This is a genomic window from Kitasatospora azatica KCTC 9699, assembly GCF_000744785.1.
Lineage (GTDB): Bacteria > Actinomycetota > Actinomycetes > Streptomycetales > Streptomycetaceae > Kitasatospora > Kitasatospora azatica.
In genome coordinates this window covers 2,381,662-2,399,734 of record NZ_JQMO01000002.1, presented here as the reverse complement: position 1 = coordinate 2,399,734, position 18,073 = coordinate 2,381,662, and the positions used below count along the sequence as shown (strand labels likewise).

At 72.0% G+C, this 18,073-nt stretch carries 15 protein-coding genes; 4 read left to right on the top strand and 11 right to left on the bottom strand.

Features of this window, described 5'->3' with window-relative positions:
- Positions 1-59: 59 nt before the first annotated feature.
- From BR98_RS10945 to BR98_RS10915, 7 genes are all read right to left on the bottom strand, one after another.
- Complete coding sequence (locus BR98_RS10945; RefSeq protein ID WP_035842181.1) at positions 60-3,032, bottom strand: hypothetical protein; 2,973 nt, start codon at positions 3,030-3,032, stop codon at positions 60-62.
- 125 nt (positions 3,033-3,157) lie between these two features.
- On the bottom strand, positions 3,158-6,622 hold the full coding sequence (locus BR98_RS10940; protein WP_035842178.1) for an FtsX-like permease family protein: 3,465 nt from the start codon (positions 6,620-6,622) through the stop codon (positions 3,158-3,160).
- A 178-nt stretch (positions 6,623-6,800) separates the two neighbouring features.
- On the bottom strand, positions 6,801-7,202 hold the full coding sequence (locus tag BR98_RS10935; protein WP_035842175.1) for a globin: 402 nt from the start codon (positions 7,200-7,202) through the stop codon (positions 6,801-6,803).
- A gap of 158 nt (positions 7,203-7,360) precedes the next feature.
- Positions 7,361-8,494 carry an ABC transporter permease gene (locus BR98_RS10930; protein ID WP_083976260.1) on the bottom strand — a complete coding sequence of 378 codons (1,134 nt, stop codon included), beginning with the start codon at positions 8,492-8,494 and terminating at the stop codon, positions 7,361-7,363.
- Positions 8,491-9,408 carry an ABC transporter ATP-binding protein gene (locus BR98_RS10925; RefSeq protein ID WP_035842170.1) on the bottom strand — a complete coding sequence of 306 codons (918 nt, stop codon included), beginning with the start codon at positions 9,406-9,408 and terminating at the stop codon, positions 8,491-8,493. Before BR98_RS10925 ends, BR98_RS10930 begins: the two co-directional genes overlap by 4 nt.
- An 11-nt stretch (positions 9,409-9,419) precedes the next feature.
- Positions 9,420-10,085, bottom strand: a complete 666-nt coding sequence (locus tag BR98_RS10920) for a hypothetical protein (RefSeq protein WP_035842166.1) — start codon at positions 10,083-10,085, stop codon at positions 9,420-9,422.
- Positions 10,082-10,939 carry a TIGR02452 family protein gene (locus BR98_RS10915; RefSeq protein ID WP_035842161.1) on the bottom strand — a complete coding sequence of 286 codons (858 nt, stop codon included), beginning with the start codon at positions 10,937-10,939 and terminating at the stop codon, positions 10,082-10,084. The genes BR98_RS10920 and BR98_RS10915 overlap by 4 nt, the downstream gene beginning before the upstream one ends.
- A 117-nt stretch (positions 10,940-11,056) precedes the next feature.
- Between BR98_RS10915 and BR98_RS10910 the strand changes: the two genes are divergently transcribed.
- A complete protein-coding gene (locus tag BR98_RS10910; protein ID WP_035842157.1) occupies positions 11,057-11,392 on the top strand; it encodes a cupin domain-containing protein in 336 nt (111 codons plus the stop codon).
- 78 nt (positions 11,393-11,470) lie between these two features.
- Positions 11,471-12,655, top strand: coding sequence for a DUF5685 family protein (locus BR98_RS10905; protein ID WP_035842153.1), 1,185 nt, complete (start codon positions 11,471-11,473; stop codon positions 12,653-12,655).
- A gap of 69 nt (positions 12,656-12,724) precedes the next feature.
- On the opposite strand, the gene BR98_RS10900 is transcribed toward BR98_RS10905, so the two are convergent.
- Entirely contained in the window at positions 12,725-13,126 is a 402-nt protein-coding gene (locus BR98_RS10900) for a hypothetical protein (RefSeq protein WP_157537595.1), read from the bottom strand.
- Between the two features lie 318 nt (positions 13,127-13,444).
- The gene (locus BR98_RS10895; RefSeq protein WP_157537593.1) at positions 13,445-13,834 is read right to left on the bottom strand and encodes a hypothetical protein; all 390 of its coding nucleotides are present in this window, start codon (positions 13,832-13,834) and stop codon (positions 13,445-13,447) included.
- 233 nt (positions 13,835-14,067) lie between these two features.
- Between BR98_RS10895 and BR98_RS40210 the strand changes: the two genes are divergently transcribed.
- Positions 14,068-14,229: a hypothetical protein gene (locus BR98_RS40210; protein ID WP_198042154.1), complete on the top strand. Its 162-nt coding sequence runs from the start codon at positions 14,068-14,070 to the stop codon at positions 14,227-14,229.
- 210 nt (positions 14,230-14,439) lie between these two features.
- Here the strand turns inward: BR98_RS40210 and BR98_RS10885 are convergent, their stop codons facing one another.
- Together BR98_RS10885 and BR98_RS36205 are read right to left on the bottom strand one after the other, a co-directional pair.
- Positions 14,440-15,366, bottom strand: a complete 927-nt coding sequence (locus tag BR98_RS10885; RefSeq protein ID WP_035842140.1) for an FHA domain-containing protein — start codon at positions 15,364-15,366, stop codon at positions 14,440-14,442.
- 144 nt (positions 15,367-15,510) lie between these two features.
- Positions 15,511-17,055: an AfsR/SARP family transcriptional regulator gene (locus tag BR98_RS36205; protein ID WP_051969553.1), complete on the bottom strand. Its 1,545-nt coding sequence runs from the start codon at positions 17,053-17,055 to the stop codon at positions 15,511-15,513.
- A 97-nt stretch (positions 17,056-17,152) separates the two neighbouring features.
- Here BR98_RS36205 and BR98_RS10875 point away from each other — a divergent pair, with 97 nt between their 5' ends.
- On the top strand, positions 17,153-17,959 hold the full coding sequence (locus tag BR98_RS10875) for a hypothetical protein (RefSeq protein WP_157537591.1): 807 nt from the start codon (positions 17,153-17,155) through the stop codon (positions 17,957-17,959).
- Positions 17,960-18,073 lie beyond the last annotated feature (114 nt).

The following is an 18,073-nucleotide window of genomic DNA, read 5'->3' as shown; positions in this document are numbered from 1 at the left end:
GCCGGGGCCGGAATCGGGGCCGCCTCCGGTGCCCCCGCCCTCCAGGATGTCCGGTGTGCTCACCGCTGGTCACCCGCTCTCAACTCGGTATTGATCTGCCGTCGTCCGGCCAGCACCGTCTCAACGAACACCACCAGCGCGGAGAGCGCCGCCAGTGCGCCCGCCAGCCAGGCCACCGGACCGGGCGCCACCCGCAGACCGCCGGGCACGGCCGTACCGACCATGACCGACAGGTCGACCGAGGAGCCGAGCAGCGGCGCGGTCAGGCAGGCGATGCCCGCCCCGGCGGCCGCGGCCAGCAGCGCCTGGGGCAGTGCCTCGACCAGGATCAGAATCAGGCCCTGGCGCGGCCGTAGACCCATGGTGCGAAGTCGGGCCAGCAGCGCCGCGCGTTCGGGGCCGGCGCGCAGCAGGGTCAGCAGCAGCGAGAGCAGGCTGTACCCGGCAGCCGCGGCCACCGCGTACCAGAAGAGCCGCGCTGCCGACTGCTGAAGCGGGTTGCTGCCGAGCCCGCGGGCGACGTCGGCGCGGGTGGCGATCGAGTAGAAGTCGTCCACGGTGCCGGACGCCGTACCTGAGGCCGCAGTCGAAGCGCCCGAAGCCCCCGAAGCCCCCGCCCCCGTACCGGATCCCGTGCCCGCCGCCCCTGTGCTGTTGGCGACCCCCTGTGCGAGCAGTGCGCGCAGCGCCACGCTGCTGATCCCGTCGCCGCTGCCGAACCAGGCGTTGGGCTTGTCGATCAGCCCCTGGGTGCGCGGCAGTTGACGCAGCACGGCCGCGCTGGACACCACCACCACCGGACGACTGCCGCCGGCGGGCAGGGCGGGGGAGCCGTTCGTCGTCCCGACCGCGGCGAAGTGCAGGGTGCCGTAGACGTCCGGTAGTTGGGTGGAGTTGACGCCGGTGCCGAGCCGGTCGGCGATGTCGGCGGTGACGATGGCGGGCACCGGGTCGCCGGGCCCGGCACCGGGCCGGTCGAGCCGTGCCGGGTCCAACTGGCCGTAGCCGACGCTGCGGGCGAGTGCCGCGTAGCCCTGCGGGTCGACGATCAGCAGCACCGACCCGCCCACCAGGGCGCCGTCGGCGGTGCCGATGGAGGCGCTGCCGTCGAGCACCATCGCGGTGCCGGAGCGTACCCCGGGCAGTTTGGCGGCGGCCGCGACGAAGCCGGGCGGCAGGGTGCCGGCGTCGTTGGCCAGCACGCGGGCGTCGGCGCCGACGGCCTTGCGGATCGCCAGCTGACGGGCGGTGTCGGTGGAGGTCAGCATGGTGACCCCGAAACCGGCGGTGGTGACCGCGAGCAGCAGCGCCAGCAGCGGCAGTACGGTCGGCGCCGGTCGCCCCACGCCCGTGTCGGTGGGCGTCGAGCCGCCGGCCCGGGTGGCCCGGGCGAGGCCGAGGAACCCGATCGCGCCGGGCCGCCCGGCGGCCCAGCGCAGTCCGGGCGCCAGCAGCAGTGGGAAGAGCCGGGCCAGCAGGACGCCGCCCGCCACGGCGAGCAGCAGGGGGGCCGAGCTCAGCAGCAGGTCCAGCGAGCTGCCGGGTGGCGTCACGCCGCGTCGGCGCACCGCCAGCACGGCGGCAGCGGCCAGGGCCAGCACGGCCAGTTCGGCTGCCACCCGGCGCGGATCGCCGAGCAGCCGGGCCGGCGAGAACCGCCGGGCGCCGGGAGCCCGGCGGTTCTGCGCGCCGCCGGTCTTGTTGCGCGGTCCGGTGCTGCGCAGCAGCAGCACTGCCCGCAGCGGGAACGGCAGCAGCGCGAGCGCCGCAGTCCCGATCCCCACCAGCACCGCCGTGGCGAAGCGCGGTGTGGGCAGCAGGAGCAGCGCGAGCGCGGTGCCGAGCGCGGCGGTCGGCAGCACCAGCACCGCCGTCTCCGCGAGCAGCCGGCCGCCGATCGCGCCCAGTGAGCCGCCGCGAGCCCGCAGCAGCGTCAGTTCGGCCTGCCGTCGGTCCACCGCGAGACCGGCCGCCAGCAGCAGGACCACCAGGGCGACCGCCCCGGCTCCGATCGGGCCGATGGCGTACAGCGGTGCGGCGGCGGACTGCTGGCGCTGGGCCTGGGTGAGCAGGGCGGACAGCGTGGCGGTGGGGCGCAGCCCGGGGATCCCGGCGTCCTTCGAGACCCTGGCGGCCAGCGGTCCGTCCTGGATCGAGGCGAGCAGCCGCTGTGCGTCGCCCAGTTGGGAGGCGTGCAGGCGGTGCGGGTCGACCGGGATCTGCCAGAACAGCTCGGCCTTGGCGAAGTCGGGGATGGTGGCCATCGCGTTGTTGCCGATCAGCGCGCCGACGTTCCAGTACTGCTGGGGCGGGATGTCGTCGGTGAAGGCCAGGCAGGGGGTGGTCACGCAGGGGGTGGCGGACCAGAACGCCTCGTTCGGGTCGGTCGGCTCGAACAGGCCGACCACGATTACTGTCAGCCCGCCAGGATTCATGCCGGCCGGGACCCTGTCGTTGCGGAACCCGCTGGCGGTGAGGCCGCTTCCGACCCCGACGCCGAGCCGGTCGGCCACCGCCTTGGCGAGCACCACGGGGAAGACCGGGTTGCCGTTCGTGTCGGTGCCGCCCGAGCCGGCGGGCAGACGGCCGGCCAGCATCCGGATGTGCTGTTGCTGATTGGTCAGGCTGACCAGGCTGAGCGCCGGGTCGAGGCCGTCCGGGCGGGGAAGGCTCGGGTCGCTGAGCCAGCGCGGGTTGGTGTTGCGGGCACCGTAGGCCGATTCGGCGACGGAGGGGGCCAGCGGAGCGCTGAGCTCGTGCTGCAGGGCGAGGGCGCCGGCGGAGGAGAGCTCGGGATCGAAGAGGGTGGCGTCGCTGCTGGGGACCGGGACGCCGACCGAACGTGGGGCGCTGCTCAGCACGGCGACCAGACTGCGGGCCCGCGGCGGGGCGTCGGTGAGCAGCTTGGTGACCGCCGCGTCGGCCTGCCGGTCGAGCACCCGGGGGAGCGCGGCGGCGAGGAAGGTGGTGCTGAGGACCAGGACGGCCAGCAGCAGCGCGGCGCCGCGACTGGTTCGCAGCCGGGTGCGCACCCAGGGTGCGACGGTTCGTCGGGCGGCCCGGTCGCGCGGTGCGGGGTTGGCAGTGTCTGCGACATCCGGCGTCGGTCTGGCCGTTGAACGTTCGTCCGGGCCGTCGGAGGCCTTCCGATCGGGGCTCACATCTCCTCCGAGTGGCGCAGGCGGGCGACGGTCTCGGCGGCTCGGGCCGGCCGCAGCACCCGGTGGACGGTCAGCAGGGCGGGCAGTGCGGCGACCGCCGGCAGCAGTATCAGCACCTGCCAGAGCGGCAGCACCACCTGCACCGACGGGACCGGCCGGTGCGCCGCGGGGGTGAGCACGGTGAGCGGTACCACCAGGTGCACCAGCGCGATGCCCAGCAGCGTCCCGACGCCGAGCCCGAGGGCGATCAGGATGCCCTGCTCGGCGGCGGCGGTGCGGGCCAGCTGCCGCTGCGGGGTGCCGAGCGCGCGCAGTACGGCGAACTCGGCGGCCCGCTCCCCGGCGGCTCCGACGGCCGCCGCAGCGAAGCCGATCGCGGCCAGCACGGCGGCGGCGATGGTGAGCGCCAGCAGCCCGGACTGGGGGGCGGCGCCCAGCGGGTCTTCGCGGAAGTCGGTCACCAACTGCCGGTCGAGCCGGATCTGGGCCGGGAAGATGCTGTTCTTCAGGGCGGTGGCCATGGTGGCCGGCACCTGGTCGCCGCGGCCCCGACTGGGCAGCCACCACTCGGTGGGCGCGAGCGGGTTGTCGCCGGTGGCGGCGATCACCCGGTCGATGGTGGCGAGGTCGGCCAGCACCGCGGCGCTGGGCCCGCCGCCGGGACTGCCCGCGGTGGGCAGCGCCGGCACCACGCCGATGATCTTGAAGGTCAGGTTGTTGGTGCCGAGCTGGATCGGCAGCTCGGCTCCGACGGTGGTGCCGGTGGCGGTCAGGAAGTCCTGGGTGGCGATCGCGTCGATCGTGCTGGGGACGGCGCCGCCGGGGCCGGGGAAGGCCACACGTGCGAGGTTGGTCTGGCTGCCCCGCCCGGTGAAGTAGTGCATGGTCAACAGGTCCTGACCGGCCGCCGGGTCCAGTACGGCGTCCGGCGATTCGGCGTTCTTGGCCCGGTCGGCCGCTGCGGTGGTCTTCGCCTGCCACTTCAGGTCGGCCGAGTGGGTGGCCGGTTGCACGGCGGCGCCCGGTGAGTCGACGGAGCCGATCCGGTGCACGGTCAGCTGCTGGTGCACATTGCCGGCCGGGGTCTCGTCGTAGCTGACCTCGATGCCGGTCAGGGTCAGCGGGTAGGCCGGCCGGCCGGCGGGGGCCGCGAAGAGCGCGGACATGTCGGCGGTGACGGTGCGGTCACCCTGGTCGGGCAGGTTGATCACCTCCACGCTGAAGGTGAGCCCGAACCGGTCGTGCAGGTCGAGCCGTAGCCGCGGCGCGTGGGCGTCCGGCGGATCGCCGGGGCCGTCGCCGAGCCGGGGGCCGCCGTAGCGGGGGTCGAGCTGCGACGGGGGCTGCAGTTCGGGGTCGAAGGTGGTCCGTACCGAGAGGTCCAGGCTGAGCTGGATCGGTGCGCCCGGCAGCACGATCCCGTCGGTGCTCTGCGCGGTCGCGGTGCTCTGCACGGTGGTGTTCTGCGCGGTGGTGTTCTGCAAGGTGGTGCTGGGCGAGGTCGGGTCGGCCAGCTGGCCGAGCAGCCGGGCGAGGTTCTGCCCGCCTGTGAGGTCGGGACGCATCGTCACGCCGTCGGCCGCGCGCTTGCTGTCGACGGCCAGCAGCTGGCCGAAACTGCCGCCGCGCAGCGGGAGTTCCTGCCGCGAGACGGGCAGGAACCGGTCACCGCCGGGCAGCGAGGTGAGCACTCCGGCCTGGCCTAGAGCGGGCAGGCCGACGTTGCTCACCCGGAGTCCATGGGCCGAGGTGAAGTCGGCCTGGTCGCGCTGCGAGGCGCTGAGCGAGGCGGCCTGGCCGAGCGCCAGCATGCCCATCGAGACCGCGAGCACCATCAGCAGCACCGGGCCGGCGTTGCGCCGGGGCCGGCGGGCGAACTGCCAGCCGGCCAGCGCGGCCGGCAGCCCACGGCCCCGGGTGGCTCGCCGTTCGCCCAGCCGGGCGGCCAGCGGCAGCAGCCGCAGCGCCAGGACGGTGCCCGCGCACAGCGCCAGCGTCGGTGCGGTGACCAGCACCGGGTCCAGGCCGAGTTGGCCGCCGGCGTCGGCCGACAGCGCGCCGCCGCCGGCCGATCCGCCTTGCCCCGAGCCGTAGTGCGAGAGCTGCAGGTAGGCCAGCACGGCCAGGGCGAGCAGGGCGAGGTCGGCGCCGGAGCGGGCCAACCCGAAGGCCAGCGCCTGACGCCGACCGGCCCGCCGCTGCAGTACCGCGCCGCCGGTCCGCGCGACGGTGGGTATCAGCACGATCAGTACGGCGCCGATCGCCACGCCGACGGTGATCAGCCAGGAGCTGAGGTCCAGTCCGCCGTCGAGGCGCACCCCGGTGTCGGCGAGTGGGCCGAACCGGCCGAGCAGGCCCAGCAGGACGGGCGTGAGCAGCGGCGCCAGCAGGGCGGCCGGCAGCGCCAGCACACCCGCCTCCAGCGCGGTCACCCCGGCGACCCGGTACCAGGCCGCGCCACGCGCGGTGAGCAGTGCGTTCTCGGTGGTCTGACGTTCGCTCAGCAGCCTGGTCACCAGGACCAGCGCGGCGATCGCCAGGACCGCCAGCTGCAGCGCGCCGATCACCAGGGTGGACTCGGCGACCAGCAGGTCGTTGTGCAGATCACCCAGCGCGTCCGGGAGTTGGCTGGTCGCCGAGTTTCCGGTGGTGTTCTGGAAGGCGGCGATCCGCTCGGGGATGCGCGTGCGCAGGGCATCCATGTCGGCGGCCTTCGCGGCGCCGAAGTCGCCGGTGACCAGCCAGTTGATGCCCTGCTGGGCGACCGCTCCGCTGCTGAAGGCGGTGTCGGGGGTCAGCAGCGGTCCGTACGTGGCGAAGCCGCTGACCTGCAGCCCGTGCCCGCCCAGCGGGTCGAGCTGCCAGTACGGGTCGGTCCCGTCGGCGGGGTGGTAGGTGCCGGTGACCAGGACGTCCTTGGCCGAACCGTCCAGGCGGTCGACCAGGCGCAGGGCCAGCGGCAGAGCCGACGGATTCAGGCCGAGCCGGCTGATCGCCACATCCGGCGCCGCCACCTCGACCGGCGCACCGGCCGTGGCGGGCTGCGGCAGCCGGCCCCCGGTGAGGGCGACCTTCGCCGGGTCGATGGTCGCGAGCAGGGTCAGGTCGGGGTCGGCGGGCTTGCCGTCCGCGGTCTTCGCACCGGTGACGGGCAGGGCGTAGGCGTGGCTGCGGGCCACCATCCGCACGGTGCTGGGCAGCGAGTCGAAGATGTCCCGGGCCAGCCCGTGCACCTGCTTGTCGGCCTTGGGCCGCCCGGCGAGGTCGGTGTCGGTGGTCACCTGGACGGTGGCCCGGGAGCGGTCCTGGACCAGCAGTGCGCGGCGCACCCCCGCGTCCCCGACGCCCGCGTCGAAGGCGTTGAGCGCGGCGAGCACCGCAGCCGTCAACACGATGGTCAGCGCCGCGGCACCGGCCAGCGCGAGCCTGCTGCGCAATCTGCGCAGGACGAAGCCGCCCATGGACGCTGTTCCTCCCCCGAAGTGGTTACCGCCTGGCGGTAACCACCCACCGAATACCGGGCGATGTTGTCAGACTGCGAACTCTGGGGGAAGGGTTCTGCGGGAAATGAGTCCGGAGCGGAAGCGAACGCGCACCGGGCATGTCAACTGGTCGGTAGCCCCGACCGGTCGGGGTCGATCAATCGGAGTTGATCATCGACGCGGCGGCGTACGTCAGGTAGTCCCACAGCTGCTGCTCGGCCGCCGGCTCCAAGGCCAGCTCGTCCACCGCCACGCGCATGTGCCGCAACCAGGCGTCGTGCGCGGCCCGGTCCACCTTGAACGGCACGTGGCGCATCCGCAACCGGGGGTGCCCGCGCTCCTCGCTGTAGGTGCGCGGGCCACCCCAGTACTGCATCAGGAAGAGGGTCAGACGCTCTTCGGCCGGACCGAGGTCCTCCTCGGGGTACATCGGGCGCAGCAGCTCGTCCCCGGCCACCCCCTGGTAGAACCGGTGCACCAGCCGGCGGAAGGCGGCCTCGCCGCCGACCGCCTCGAAGAAGCTCTCCTCGCGAGTCCCACTACGCCCGATCTCAGTCACCCGACCATCCTACGGCCGGGTTCTGAGCCTCGGTGTAGGCGTTGTTCCAGGCGTTGTTCCATGCCTCGATCGGGCCTCGCTCGGGCCTTCCTCAGGCCTCGCTCGGGCCTTGCTCGGGCCTCGCGCTGGCCTTCCTCTGGGCTTCCTCAGGCCTCGCTCTAGGCTTCCTCCCAGCTGAACAGGCGCCAGGCGATGCCGGTGAGGACCAGGGCGAAGGCCAGCAGACCGGTCATCGCGGGCAGCGCGTCCAGTACTCCGCCGCCCCGGCTGAGCACCGACTGGGCGGAGGTGACCAGGTACCGCAGCGGGAAGACGTGGGAGAGCTGCCGCAGCCACGCGGGTGAGCCGTCGAGCGGGAAGAAGGCGCCGGAGAGGAAGGACATCGGCAGGATGATCACCTGGTTGATCCCGTTCGCCGCCTCCTCGGTCTTCGCGATCGCCCCGGTGACCAGCCCGATCGACATGAACGCCAGGGTCGCGCAGACCACCAGCGGGATCACCAGCCACCAGTTCCCGGTCAGTTTGAGCCCGAACACCGGCGTGGTCGCCACCAGCAGGAAGATCGCGGTCTGCACCAGCGCAACCACGGTGGTCACCAGCACCCGCGAGCCGACGATCGACCCGATGCTGACCGGCGCCAGCCGCAGCCGCCGCAGCAGCCGCTTCTTGCGCCAGGAGACCAGGCTGAGCGAGGCGCTGAAGATCGCCCCGGTGGCCACCGCCCAACCCAGCAGGCCGGGAGTGAGGTACTGGATCGGCTTCATCGTCTGGTCCTCCACCTGCGAGGCAGCCACCGTCCAGGCCGGCGGCTGCCCGGTGGCCCGCTGGTTGGCCGTCTGCACCACGGACTGGAGGACGGCCTGCAGACCGCCCGCGCGGACCTGGTCGGAGGCGCTGTAACGGACCACGATCTGCCCGTTCGGTCCCTGCTCGACCAGCCCGTCCAGGTCGCCCTTGCGCACCTTCTGCAAGGCGGTGGCCTCATCACCGATCTGACTGATCGTCAGCACCTGCTCCAGGCCCTTGCGCTCGTCGCCCTTGATGGAGTCGAGCGCCGCCACCGGCCCGACCTGGGCCACCTTGACGTGCGGCGAGGTGGCGCCCTTGAAAAGGAAGCCGAAGAGCAGCAGGAACATCAACGGCAGGGCCAGCATGAAGAAGAGCGCCGTGCGGTCGCGCAGGAAGGCCACGAACATCACCCGGGAGAGGCTGGCGAAGGCGCTGGCCCGCTCTCTCGGTACGTCGGCCTGCTTGTCGGGCGCGTCGGCCTGCCTTATGGGTGCGGCGTTCATGCTCGGTACTCCCGTCCGGTCAGGTGCAGGAAGACGTCCTCGAGCGTGGCGCCGCGAACCTCCAGTCCGCGCAGTGCGTTCTGCTCGGCCAGCACCGAGAGCACCGGCGCGGGCAGCCGGGTGGCGACCGAGAGCAGCACTCCGTCGTCCTCCACCGCGGCCACCTCGGCGCCCGCCGCCGCGAACAGCTCGCGCGCGGCCTCGGCGCCGATCAGCCCCGACTCCACGCTGATCCGCACGGTGTCGTCCAACTCCCTTACCAGCGTGGCGGGTGCGCCGGTGCGCAGCACCTTGCCGTGGTCCATCACGGAGACCCGGTCGCAGAGCACCTCGGCCTCGTCCAGGTAGTGCGTGGTCAGCACCACGGTGCGGCCCTCGGCGTTGATGTCGCGCAGCAGGTCCCACAGGTTGCGCCGGGCCTGGGGGTCCAGGCCGGTGGTCGGCTCGTCCAGGAAGACCAACTCCGGGTCGTGCACCAGCGCGCAGGCGATCGAGAGCCGCTGCGCCTGGCCGCCGGACATCTTGTCGGTGGGCACCGAGGCGGAGTCGGTCAGCCCGACCCGGTCCAGCCAACTGTCGGCCCGCTTGGGACCGATGCCGTAGAAGGAGGCGAAGGTGCGGATGGTCTCGCGCGCCGTCAGCCGGTCGAAGAAGGCGGATGCCTGGAACTGCACGCCGATCCGCGGCAGCAGTTCGGTGTTGCGCGGCCAGGGCTTCAGCCCGAGCAGCTCCACCCGCCCCTCGTCCGGCTCGCGGATCCCCTCCAGGATCTCCAACGTGGTGGTCTTGCCGGCGCCGTTGGGCCCGAGCAGACCGTAGAACTCGCCAGTCTCGACGGTGAGTGACACCCCGTCGACAGCCTGGACATCCCCGTACCGCTTCCGGATCCCGTCGGCGGCTATTGCTGTTGTCATGGGTCCAGACCCTAGGCCCGACCGGCCACCTGTGCGAAGTACCCACGCCGGGTCTGACGTTCGCGGCGCACGGTCGGGACCAGCCCGGCCGTGCCGCCGAGCAGAACGATCGCGCCCAGAATCGAGCCCGGAGTGACGTACTCCCCGGCCGGGCGGACGACCGAGGGCTCGCCGGGCGCGTAGCGGACGGAAACCTCGGTGCCGGTGGCGAGGTCGGTGACGCGGTTGTCGTCGGCGTTGTAGGTGCGGCCGTCGATGGTCCAGTGGTACGCGCAGGTCCGGCCCTTGCCGACCTGGTCGCAGTGGTCGATCACCGCCACCGCCGGAGTGCGCAGCACCAGGTCGTCCCGCAACTGCGCGGCCACCGTGGCCAGCCCGCCCACGGTCAGCAGGGTCAGGACGAAAGTCATCGCGTACCAGGCGTCACTGCGCGCGGGGATGTCCGAGTGCTTGGCCAGCTCGGCCGCGGCAATGCCGTTGCGCACGGTCAGATACCCGCCGATCAGTACCGGCAAGGCCCCCGCGACCACCAGGCTGACGACCAGGTACCGCAGTCCGAGGAACGCCTCGCCCAGCAGCACGGCAGTGGCCAGCACGAGATAGCCCGCGCCCCAGCTGGTGGTCTGCCTGCTCAGTCGTAGAACTCGCTGAGCTGCTGCGTTCCCCGGGTCGATCACGGCTGGACGGTAGCAGAGCGGCTTCGGGCGCCACCGAACCTGTGCTCGAAGGCCGCCCGGTTCGCGGACCGCGGGGAACGGTCCCAGACGGCGAAGACCACCCGGGTGAACGCCGCGCCGTGCAGCGCCAGCGCCCGCTCGAAAGCCGCTGCCACCGTCTCCGGGTCGTTGCGGAACACCCCGCATCCCCAAGCCCCGAGCACCAGTTCACGCGCACCGTGCTGGGCGGCCACCGCCAGTACCCGCTGCGCCCGCTCGGCCAGCAGCTCCGCCAGCTCGGCCGGCTCCGGCGGTCCCGCCGGTCCGGTCTCCGAACGCATGGCCAGTTGACTGGCGTTGGGGGCTGCCGAGGTCAGGAAGGAGGCGGTCCACGGCTGTTCCAGCAGCTCGCGCCGTCCGTCACGGATCACCGGAACGTGCGGGGACCAGATCACCCGGTGGCTGTAACGCAGGTCGGTGGAGGCGCGGTGGGCGGCGTAGTAGTCGGGTGCTTCCAGCAGGCAGCGGTACAGCAACGCGCTGCGGCAGAGGTCCTCCTCCTGAGCGGCCGCTCCGCGTACGTACCCGCCGCCGGGGTTGCGCGCGGAAGCGAAGTTGAGCACCGCGACATGCTCGGCGCCGTCCTCGGTGAGCCTCAGGGCAGCCTGGATGCTGTCCTCGGCGGTCACCTCAACCGAGCCGCGCAGTCCGCCGGTTGGGGTGATGGTGTGGTCCGGTGGATAGCTGACGGTCCCGGCGCGAGCGGCGTCGAGGAGGTCGGCGATCTCGACCGTCGTGGCGGTGGCGTTCCGGTAGGTCCCCTGCTCGGCGATCAGCTCGTTCTCGGTGGCGATGGAGCGCAGTCGGTTGCTCATGCGGCGATGCTAGCCCCTGATTATCGTCAGTGTGACGAATTTATGGCCGACCCTGGGAGCTGAGGCTTTACCAAACGGTCGACCACCTTCCCTTCCCACCGGGATAACGTCGAACTCATGAGCGTCGTCAACGTGTTCGCGGTCGCGGCCGAGCTGCCCGCCGCCTGGAAGTCCCAGGTACTGGGCCAGGTGGGAACGGCCTGCATGAAGGTCCTTCGGATGGACGAGCTGCCCGTCGAGGAGGAGGCACACGGCGCCGCCGAGGCGCTGCTCGTGCTCGACGGCCGGTTGGAGCTGGTGGTGGACGGGGAATCGATGACGGTGGGACCGGGGGAGCTGTTCCTGGTGCCGGCGGGCGCCAGGCACTCGGTGGGCGCGGGTAGCCGGGGCACGCTGGTGATCGTGGAGGTCCCCGAGAAGGTCCCCGAGGAGGTCGCCGCAGAGCTGGTGTAGCAGGCCACCCCTAGGATGGCGGACGTTCAGCCTCGGCCGCAGGTGGCCGGGTGTGCACACGGGGGAACGAGGGGGAACATGTTCGGCATCATCCGGCCGTGCCGGCACCGGCTGTCCGAGCGGCTCAGAACGTCGTGGATGGCTCATCTCTGTGGGCTGTGCCTGGCGCTCAGGGACGATCACGGCCAACTGGCCCGGTCTGCCACCAACTACGACGGCCTGGTCATCTCGGTACTGGTCGAGGCACAGAGCCCGGTCGGCTCCGGTTCCGGCCGTCGCACCGCGGGTCCCTGCCCCCTGCGTGGGATGCGGACCGCCGAGGTCGCCCGCGGCGAGGGTGCGCGGTTGGCGGCGGCGGTCTCCCTCGCGCTCGCCTCGGTCAAGGTTCGCGACCACGTCCTGGACGGCGACGGCGTGTTCGCCCGACGCCCGGTTGCGGCCGGCGCTCGCGCAGTGGCCGGCCGCTGGGAACGACAGAGCGCCGGCAGCGCCTCGGTGGTCGGCTTCGACACCGCCGTCCTGCTCGAAGCCGCAGCCCGCCAGGGCGAGTTGGAGCGCACCGCCCGCCCCGGCGGCTCGATCCTGCTGGTCACCGAACCCACCGAGACCGCCACCGCCGCAGCCTTCGCCCACACCGCCGTCCTCGCCGGCCGCCCCGCCAACGCGACGGCGCTGGCCGAAGCCGGCCGCCTCTTCGGCCGCCTCGCCCACCTGCTCGACGCCGTCGAGGACCAGGCCGCAGACGCAACCACCGGCGCCTGGAACCCGCTCACCGCCACCAACACCGACCGCACCGAGGCCGAACGCCTCTGCCGCGACGCGGTACACGGCATCCGGCTGGCCCTCACCGAAGTGCACTTCACCGACCGCGCACTGATACACCGACTGCTGGCCCACGAGACCGAAGCCGCCATCGACCGCGTCTTCGGCCACGGCCCCGGCTGCACCCTCCCCACCCACGCGGCCGCGTCCATCGCCCCGAGCGCAGTGATCCTCGACAAGCCGCCGGCGGCTCCGCAGCCGCCCCGCCGCTCCACCCTCGCCGGATGCGCGATGTGGGCGCTGATGGCCTGCACCTGCCAGCTCCTCTGCTGCGACCACGGCGACCCCTGGACCCGCGAACCCAAGCAGGGCTGGTGCCAGCGCAACTGCGACGGGGACTGCTGCGGCGAGTGCTGCCTGGAGGGCTGCTGCGAGTGCAGTTGCGACTGCTGTGACTGTGGCGACGCCTGCGAGTGCTGCAACTGCTGCGACTGCGGCTGAGCGCGGAACTGCCGAGAAGTGGGCCGTCACCTCACCCGGTGACGGCCCACCTCTGGTCTGTCTGGTCTGTCAGTTGTAGACGCCGGTGCAGTGGTACGACCGCTGCTGGCCGTTGTAGTAGTAGCCGACGCAGGCCGTCATGCTGTGCCCCGGACCGTCGTAGTACCACGGCGACTGCGCACCAGAGTTGGAGCTGTAGATGACGCTTCCGTTGTCCACCAGCCGGAACTCGCAGTAGTAGGGGTCGGAGGCGTCGTTCTGAGTCGGGTCGATGGCCTGGAAGTCGTGGTACCGGCCGTCCCCCGGGTTGTAGTGCAGTTCGATCTTCTGGGTCGCCGCGCACGGCCCCGCCGAGGTCGACCAGGTCCCCTCGACAGCGAACGCGGGAGACGAGCCGGTCAGCACCGCGCCCACCCCCAGCGCGGCGACAGCAACTCCGAGCGAGGCACGGCGAGTCAGACGAGAGAGCATGAGGGTCCTTCCAGGCAGGCGCCCCGATCTGAGGCTGCGCCGATCCTGGTCCCGTGCCCTCACGTTCGACTTACCGCGGGCTTACAGCCCCTACAGGGCCCAGCAGTTCGCCAGCACGGCAGAGTGGCCGAAGTGGAACCGAAGGCATCGGCGATGGTGAACTGGTGCGGCAACGGGCCTCCTGGGCCGGAGGGTTGGTCTCGACAACCGCACTCCTACCAAGAGGCCCGTTCTTCTACGCCCACCGAGCGGCCAGCACGAACGTTCGAGATTTCCTCAGAGAAATGATCTTTCGGAGCAGTCTGTCGGTGGACACCATCACACCCCTGGCGGGATGGCGAACGGGTCGTACTCCTCGGGCATGAAGCAGCCGTAGTCCTGGAGTGGCTGCGGATCGTTCAGCACGATGTGCTTGCGCTCGCCCGCAGGTGAGAGTCCGTCTGGGCGGTCCAGAATCCGATGGCCGGGGAGTCCGGTGGACGCTGGTGCGTCGGCTGCGAGTCGACCGAAGCGATCCAGCAGAGCCCACACAGCATCGTAGACATCGCGGATGTCCTCGGCCGCTCTCTCCTCGGTGATTTCAGGGGAGGCTTCGCGGTACGCCGCACGGGCCGAAGCGACAAAACGCTCCGGATCGACGATCACTACGTCCTGGCGCATCCGAACGCTGATCGTCATACCCGCCGTCGGGACTGGCATCTCATCCACCGCCCCACGGTACTGCGTCGGAAGCGCGACCGACCGGGGCATTCACAACCCGACCCCACCGAACACCACCCGGTTCACCACCACGCTCTGAGGGTCAGGGAACGCCGAATGTGTTTGATCGGGGGTTGCCCGAGTGTCGGTGCCCGGCTGGGTGTGGTGGGCGGCCGGAGTTGTTTCACCGACTTGGGGCGGCGTACCCCACGGTTGTGCCCGGGAGTGTCAGTCCGCCGGCTGTGACCTACGAGCCTCGGCGGCGGGGGGAGTTGGTCTATGACGCGCTGAATCGGCAGGTCGGGGTGTTCATGGCGCGGGTGGGGCGCACGGTGTATCTGCGGCCGGAGCGGGGTGGCGAGGAGTGGGAGGCGAACCCGCAGTGGCTGGAGAAGGGGGAGTGAGGGAGGTGCGGCGCCGGGCGCGGGAGGCGATGGCGGAGTTGGACGAGGCGCTCGCCGGGGTGGGGATCCAGGAGGGTACGGAGGGATGGCGAGTTGGGGAAGGTGGGGCGCTGCTGGTGCAGTTGCGGGCGCTGGGGGAGGAGGAGGTCGGGCTGCTCGTGAAGCTGATCAGGGGCTGCCCCGCGACAACATCGCAGGGCAGCCCGGCACCTACGCCCGGTGGAGCGTGATCGTCGTCCAGGCGCCGATGTGGATGCGGTCGCCGTCGTTGAGGGGGATCGCGGTGTGTGGCGGGACGGTCTCGGCGCCGCCGTTCATGGTGGTGCCGTTGGTGGAGTCCTGGTCGACCAGGACCCAGCTGCCGTCGGGCTGTTCGGCGAGGAGGGCATGCTGGTGGGAGGCGCCGGGGTCCTCCGGGGGGACGGAGAGGTCGATCTCGGGGACGGTGCCGCGGTGTTGGCTGCGGCGGCCGATCCGGAGCTGGCCCCGGCCGGTGATCGGGATGCGGCGTTCGGGGCAGTAGGGCGGGAAGAACAGGCCGGAGGCCTCGGGGCCGCTGCGCGCCATCATGTCGGTGAAGTAGTCACGGTCGGCGTTGACCACGGCCACCCAGGTGGTGCGCATCGGCTCGGGCTGCTGCTGGTGCACCGGCTGGGAGGGCGGGGCGAGGTGGAACGAGGTCCCGTACTGCTCGACGCTGGGGGGCGGCGGGGTCTGCTGCACCGGCTGGTACGGGTCGGGCTGCGGGTAGCCGTAGCCCTGGGCGGGCTGCGCCGGCTGAGCGGGAGCCGGCGGGGGGTACCCGTATCCCATGGGCTGAGCCGGCTGCTGCGGTGCGGCGGCGGCGAGGTCGTAGTCGTAGCCGCACTCCTCGCAGTACCGTCCGGTCTTCGGCGAGCGGCAGATCGGGCAGGTGACCAGGCCTTCGGTCATGCCCGGGTAGCCGCCCGGCATCGGCGGGGCCTGCGGCGGCATGGGCGGAGGCGACATCGGCGGCGGGGGCACGGGCCCGCCGAACGGCCCGGGAGCACCGAACGGCCCGGCGGCGCCGACGCCAGCGGTCGGGCGCATCGCGAGGCCGCAGTAGTCGCAGTAGTCGTCCGACTGCGACTCGTGGCCACTAGGGCAGATCGGCATCAAATCCCCCACATCTGAGCAGGTCCGGCCCACAGCGAACCTGTGAACGTCAGCCTCTCACGATACCGATTCACGCGGACGTGGTGAACGGCAGCACGCGGCGCGAGACGGCACACGGCACGCGGAAGCATTCAGCGGAAGCATTCAGTGGAAGACGACCAGCACGGCCTCCCACTGCTGGGTGGTGGTGCCGGCGGCCGCGCAGTGGCCGGTCTGGGTGACGAGGCGGTAACCGTCGGTCAGGCGGTAGGAGGAGAGCTTCAGCACCGGCAAGGTCTGCCAGCCCGCGACGAATACCGGCGGCTGGGTCTTGCTGTTGCTGCCCACCGCGCTGATCAGCAGGTCCCCGGCGGCGCAGTCCACCGGCGCGGCACTGGTGGAGAAGCTCGTGGTCGTGGCGTCGCGGAGCGAGGAGGCGCCGCCCTGGCCGCCGGCTGCGCCGATGCCGCGGAACTCGTCGACGGCCATGTGGTACTTGCTGGAGCGCGGGTAGTTGGCGGTGATCTGGTCGGCGTTGCCCAGTGCCTTGGCGTTGAAGGCGGCGAAGACCATGGTCCGGTGGCTGTAGTGGTCGGTGACGTCGCCGACCGCGGTGAACCGGTCGCCGGCGGTGTCGGTCACGGTGACCTCGCCGGGGGTGGTGGAGGTGAGCATCAGCGTGACGATCAGGGCGTCGCCGGCCGTGACCGGGTTGAGGACCGGCACCTCCGTGGTGGTGTACGTGCTGCTGTCGTCCTCGGCGCTGCCGGTCCGGGTGACGTAGGTGATTCGGCCAGAGGCTGCGGGGGCGCGGGGAGCGGTGGCGCCGCCGAGGAGGAGGAAGGCCAGCGGTATGGCGGCAGCCGCCCGCAGCAGCCGGGGACGAGAGAGCGGACGCGGCGGCGAAGCGATTCGAGCCGATGGCGCCTCAGGCGTAGCAGTAAGAGCGGCCGGAGCCGGCAGCAGCAGCGACGCGTCCGACCGCAGCATCCGCTGGTGCAGCTCCGTCACCTCGCACCCCGGCTCGATCCCCAGCTCCGCCACCAGCAGCGCGCGCAGCTCGCGATAGCAGGCCAGTGCGTCCGCCTGCCGTCCGGACCGGTACAGGGCCAGCATCAGCTGACTGTGCAAGCGCTCGTTCAGCGGCTGACGCTCGATCAACCCGCGGATCTCGGTCAGCACGGCCTCGTGGCGGCCGAGGGCGAGGTCGGCGTCGATCCGGTCGGCCAGCGTCTGGGCTCGGCGCTCGGCGAGGTGGTCCCCGACCTCGAGCAGCAGTGCCTCGGCGGGGACGTCCAGCAGCACCTGGTCGCGCCACTGAGCAAGCGCTTGGTCCAGCAGTGCGCGGGCGGCGGACCAGCGACCCTCGGCAGCGGCCTGGGCGCCGTCCTCGCTCAGGGCCAGGAAACGGTCCAGGTCCAGTTCGCCGGGGTGCACCTCGATCAGGTAGCCGGGGCCGCGGGTGAGCAGCCGCTCAGCGGCCACGGGGCCGAGGGCGGTGCGCAGCCGCATCACGTGGTTCTGCAGGGCGGCGCGGGCGGTGGGCGGGGGCTGGCCCTGCCAGAGCAGTTCGGTCAGCCGATCCGTGCTGACCACCTTGTTCGCCTGCAGCAGCAGGGCGGCCAGCACGATGCGTTGCTTCGGCGCGCTGATCGCGACGGGACCTTGGCCGGTGTCGACCAGCAGTGGCCCGAGCAGCCCGAACTCCATACGGCTTCCCCCCAGCTCCCCACTGATAGCCCACGTTGGCGGGCGACGTTACCCGGAAGCGATCGGTACGTTAGCGGTTGTCGGCAGGCTGCAGGACATGTCCAACGTGAGAATGACGGCGGCCGCGGGCGCGGCACTGGCGACCATCGCGCTTCTGTCGGGGTGCCAGTCCTCGTCGAAGCCGGCCGCGCCGGCCGCTGCCCCGACCCAGCCGACCGCGCCGATCGCAGCGCCGACCAGCGCCGCCCCGACCAGCAGCGCACCCAGCACCACCGCCACCGCCGGCGCGAGCACCGGCGCGTCCGGCGGCGCCTCCGGCGGGGCGGTGACCAACGGCACCACGCTCAAGGCGCTGCTGCCGAGTGCGTCGACCCTGCCCTCGGGCTGGACGCTGAGCGGCAGCGACGGTTACGAGTTCGACACCAAGACCACCATCATGTCCCCGGGTACGCCGCTGCTGCCGGGGAAGAACTGCAAGGAGCTGACCAACTCGGGCGCGGCCAGCCTGTCGATCGACTACCGGGCGGCGTACGCCTCGATCAAGCTCCAGGGCCCGAAGAACGCCGACGTCAGCGTGGTCATCGCCGCGTACCACCCGGGCGACGCCAGCAAGCTGTTCGGCGAGATCAAGACCCTTGCGGACGGCTGCAAGACCTACCAGGCGGACGCGATGGGCGGCGGCAAGGTGGAGGTCGACGTGACCGCCGACCCGGTGGCCAGCCTCGGCGGTGACGACAGCGCGGACCTCAAGAGCGTGCCGAAGGGCAACTTCGTGAGCAGCGAGACGCTGATCGCGCGCTTCGGCGACAAGATGCTGCTGGTCGACGGCAGCAACGCGGGGAGCGGCTCACTGCCGGACCTGATGGCGATCGCGGGCCCGCTGGCGAAGTCCCTCAAGCAGTAACCACGCCAGACCCCGCAAGACCCACGCAACACCCAAGAGCCGTCGAGCGCGCCGCCCGGGGAGGGGTGGCGCGCTCGACGTTATTCGCGCTCAACCGAGCAAGCGCTCACTCAG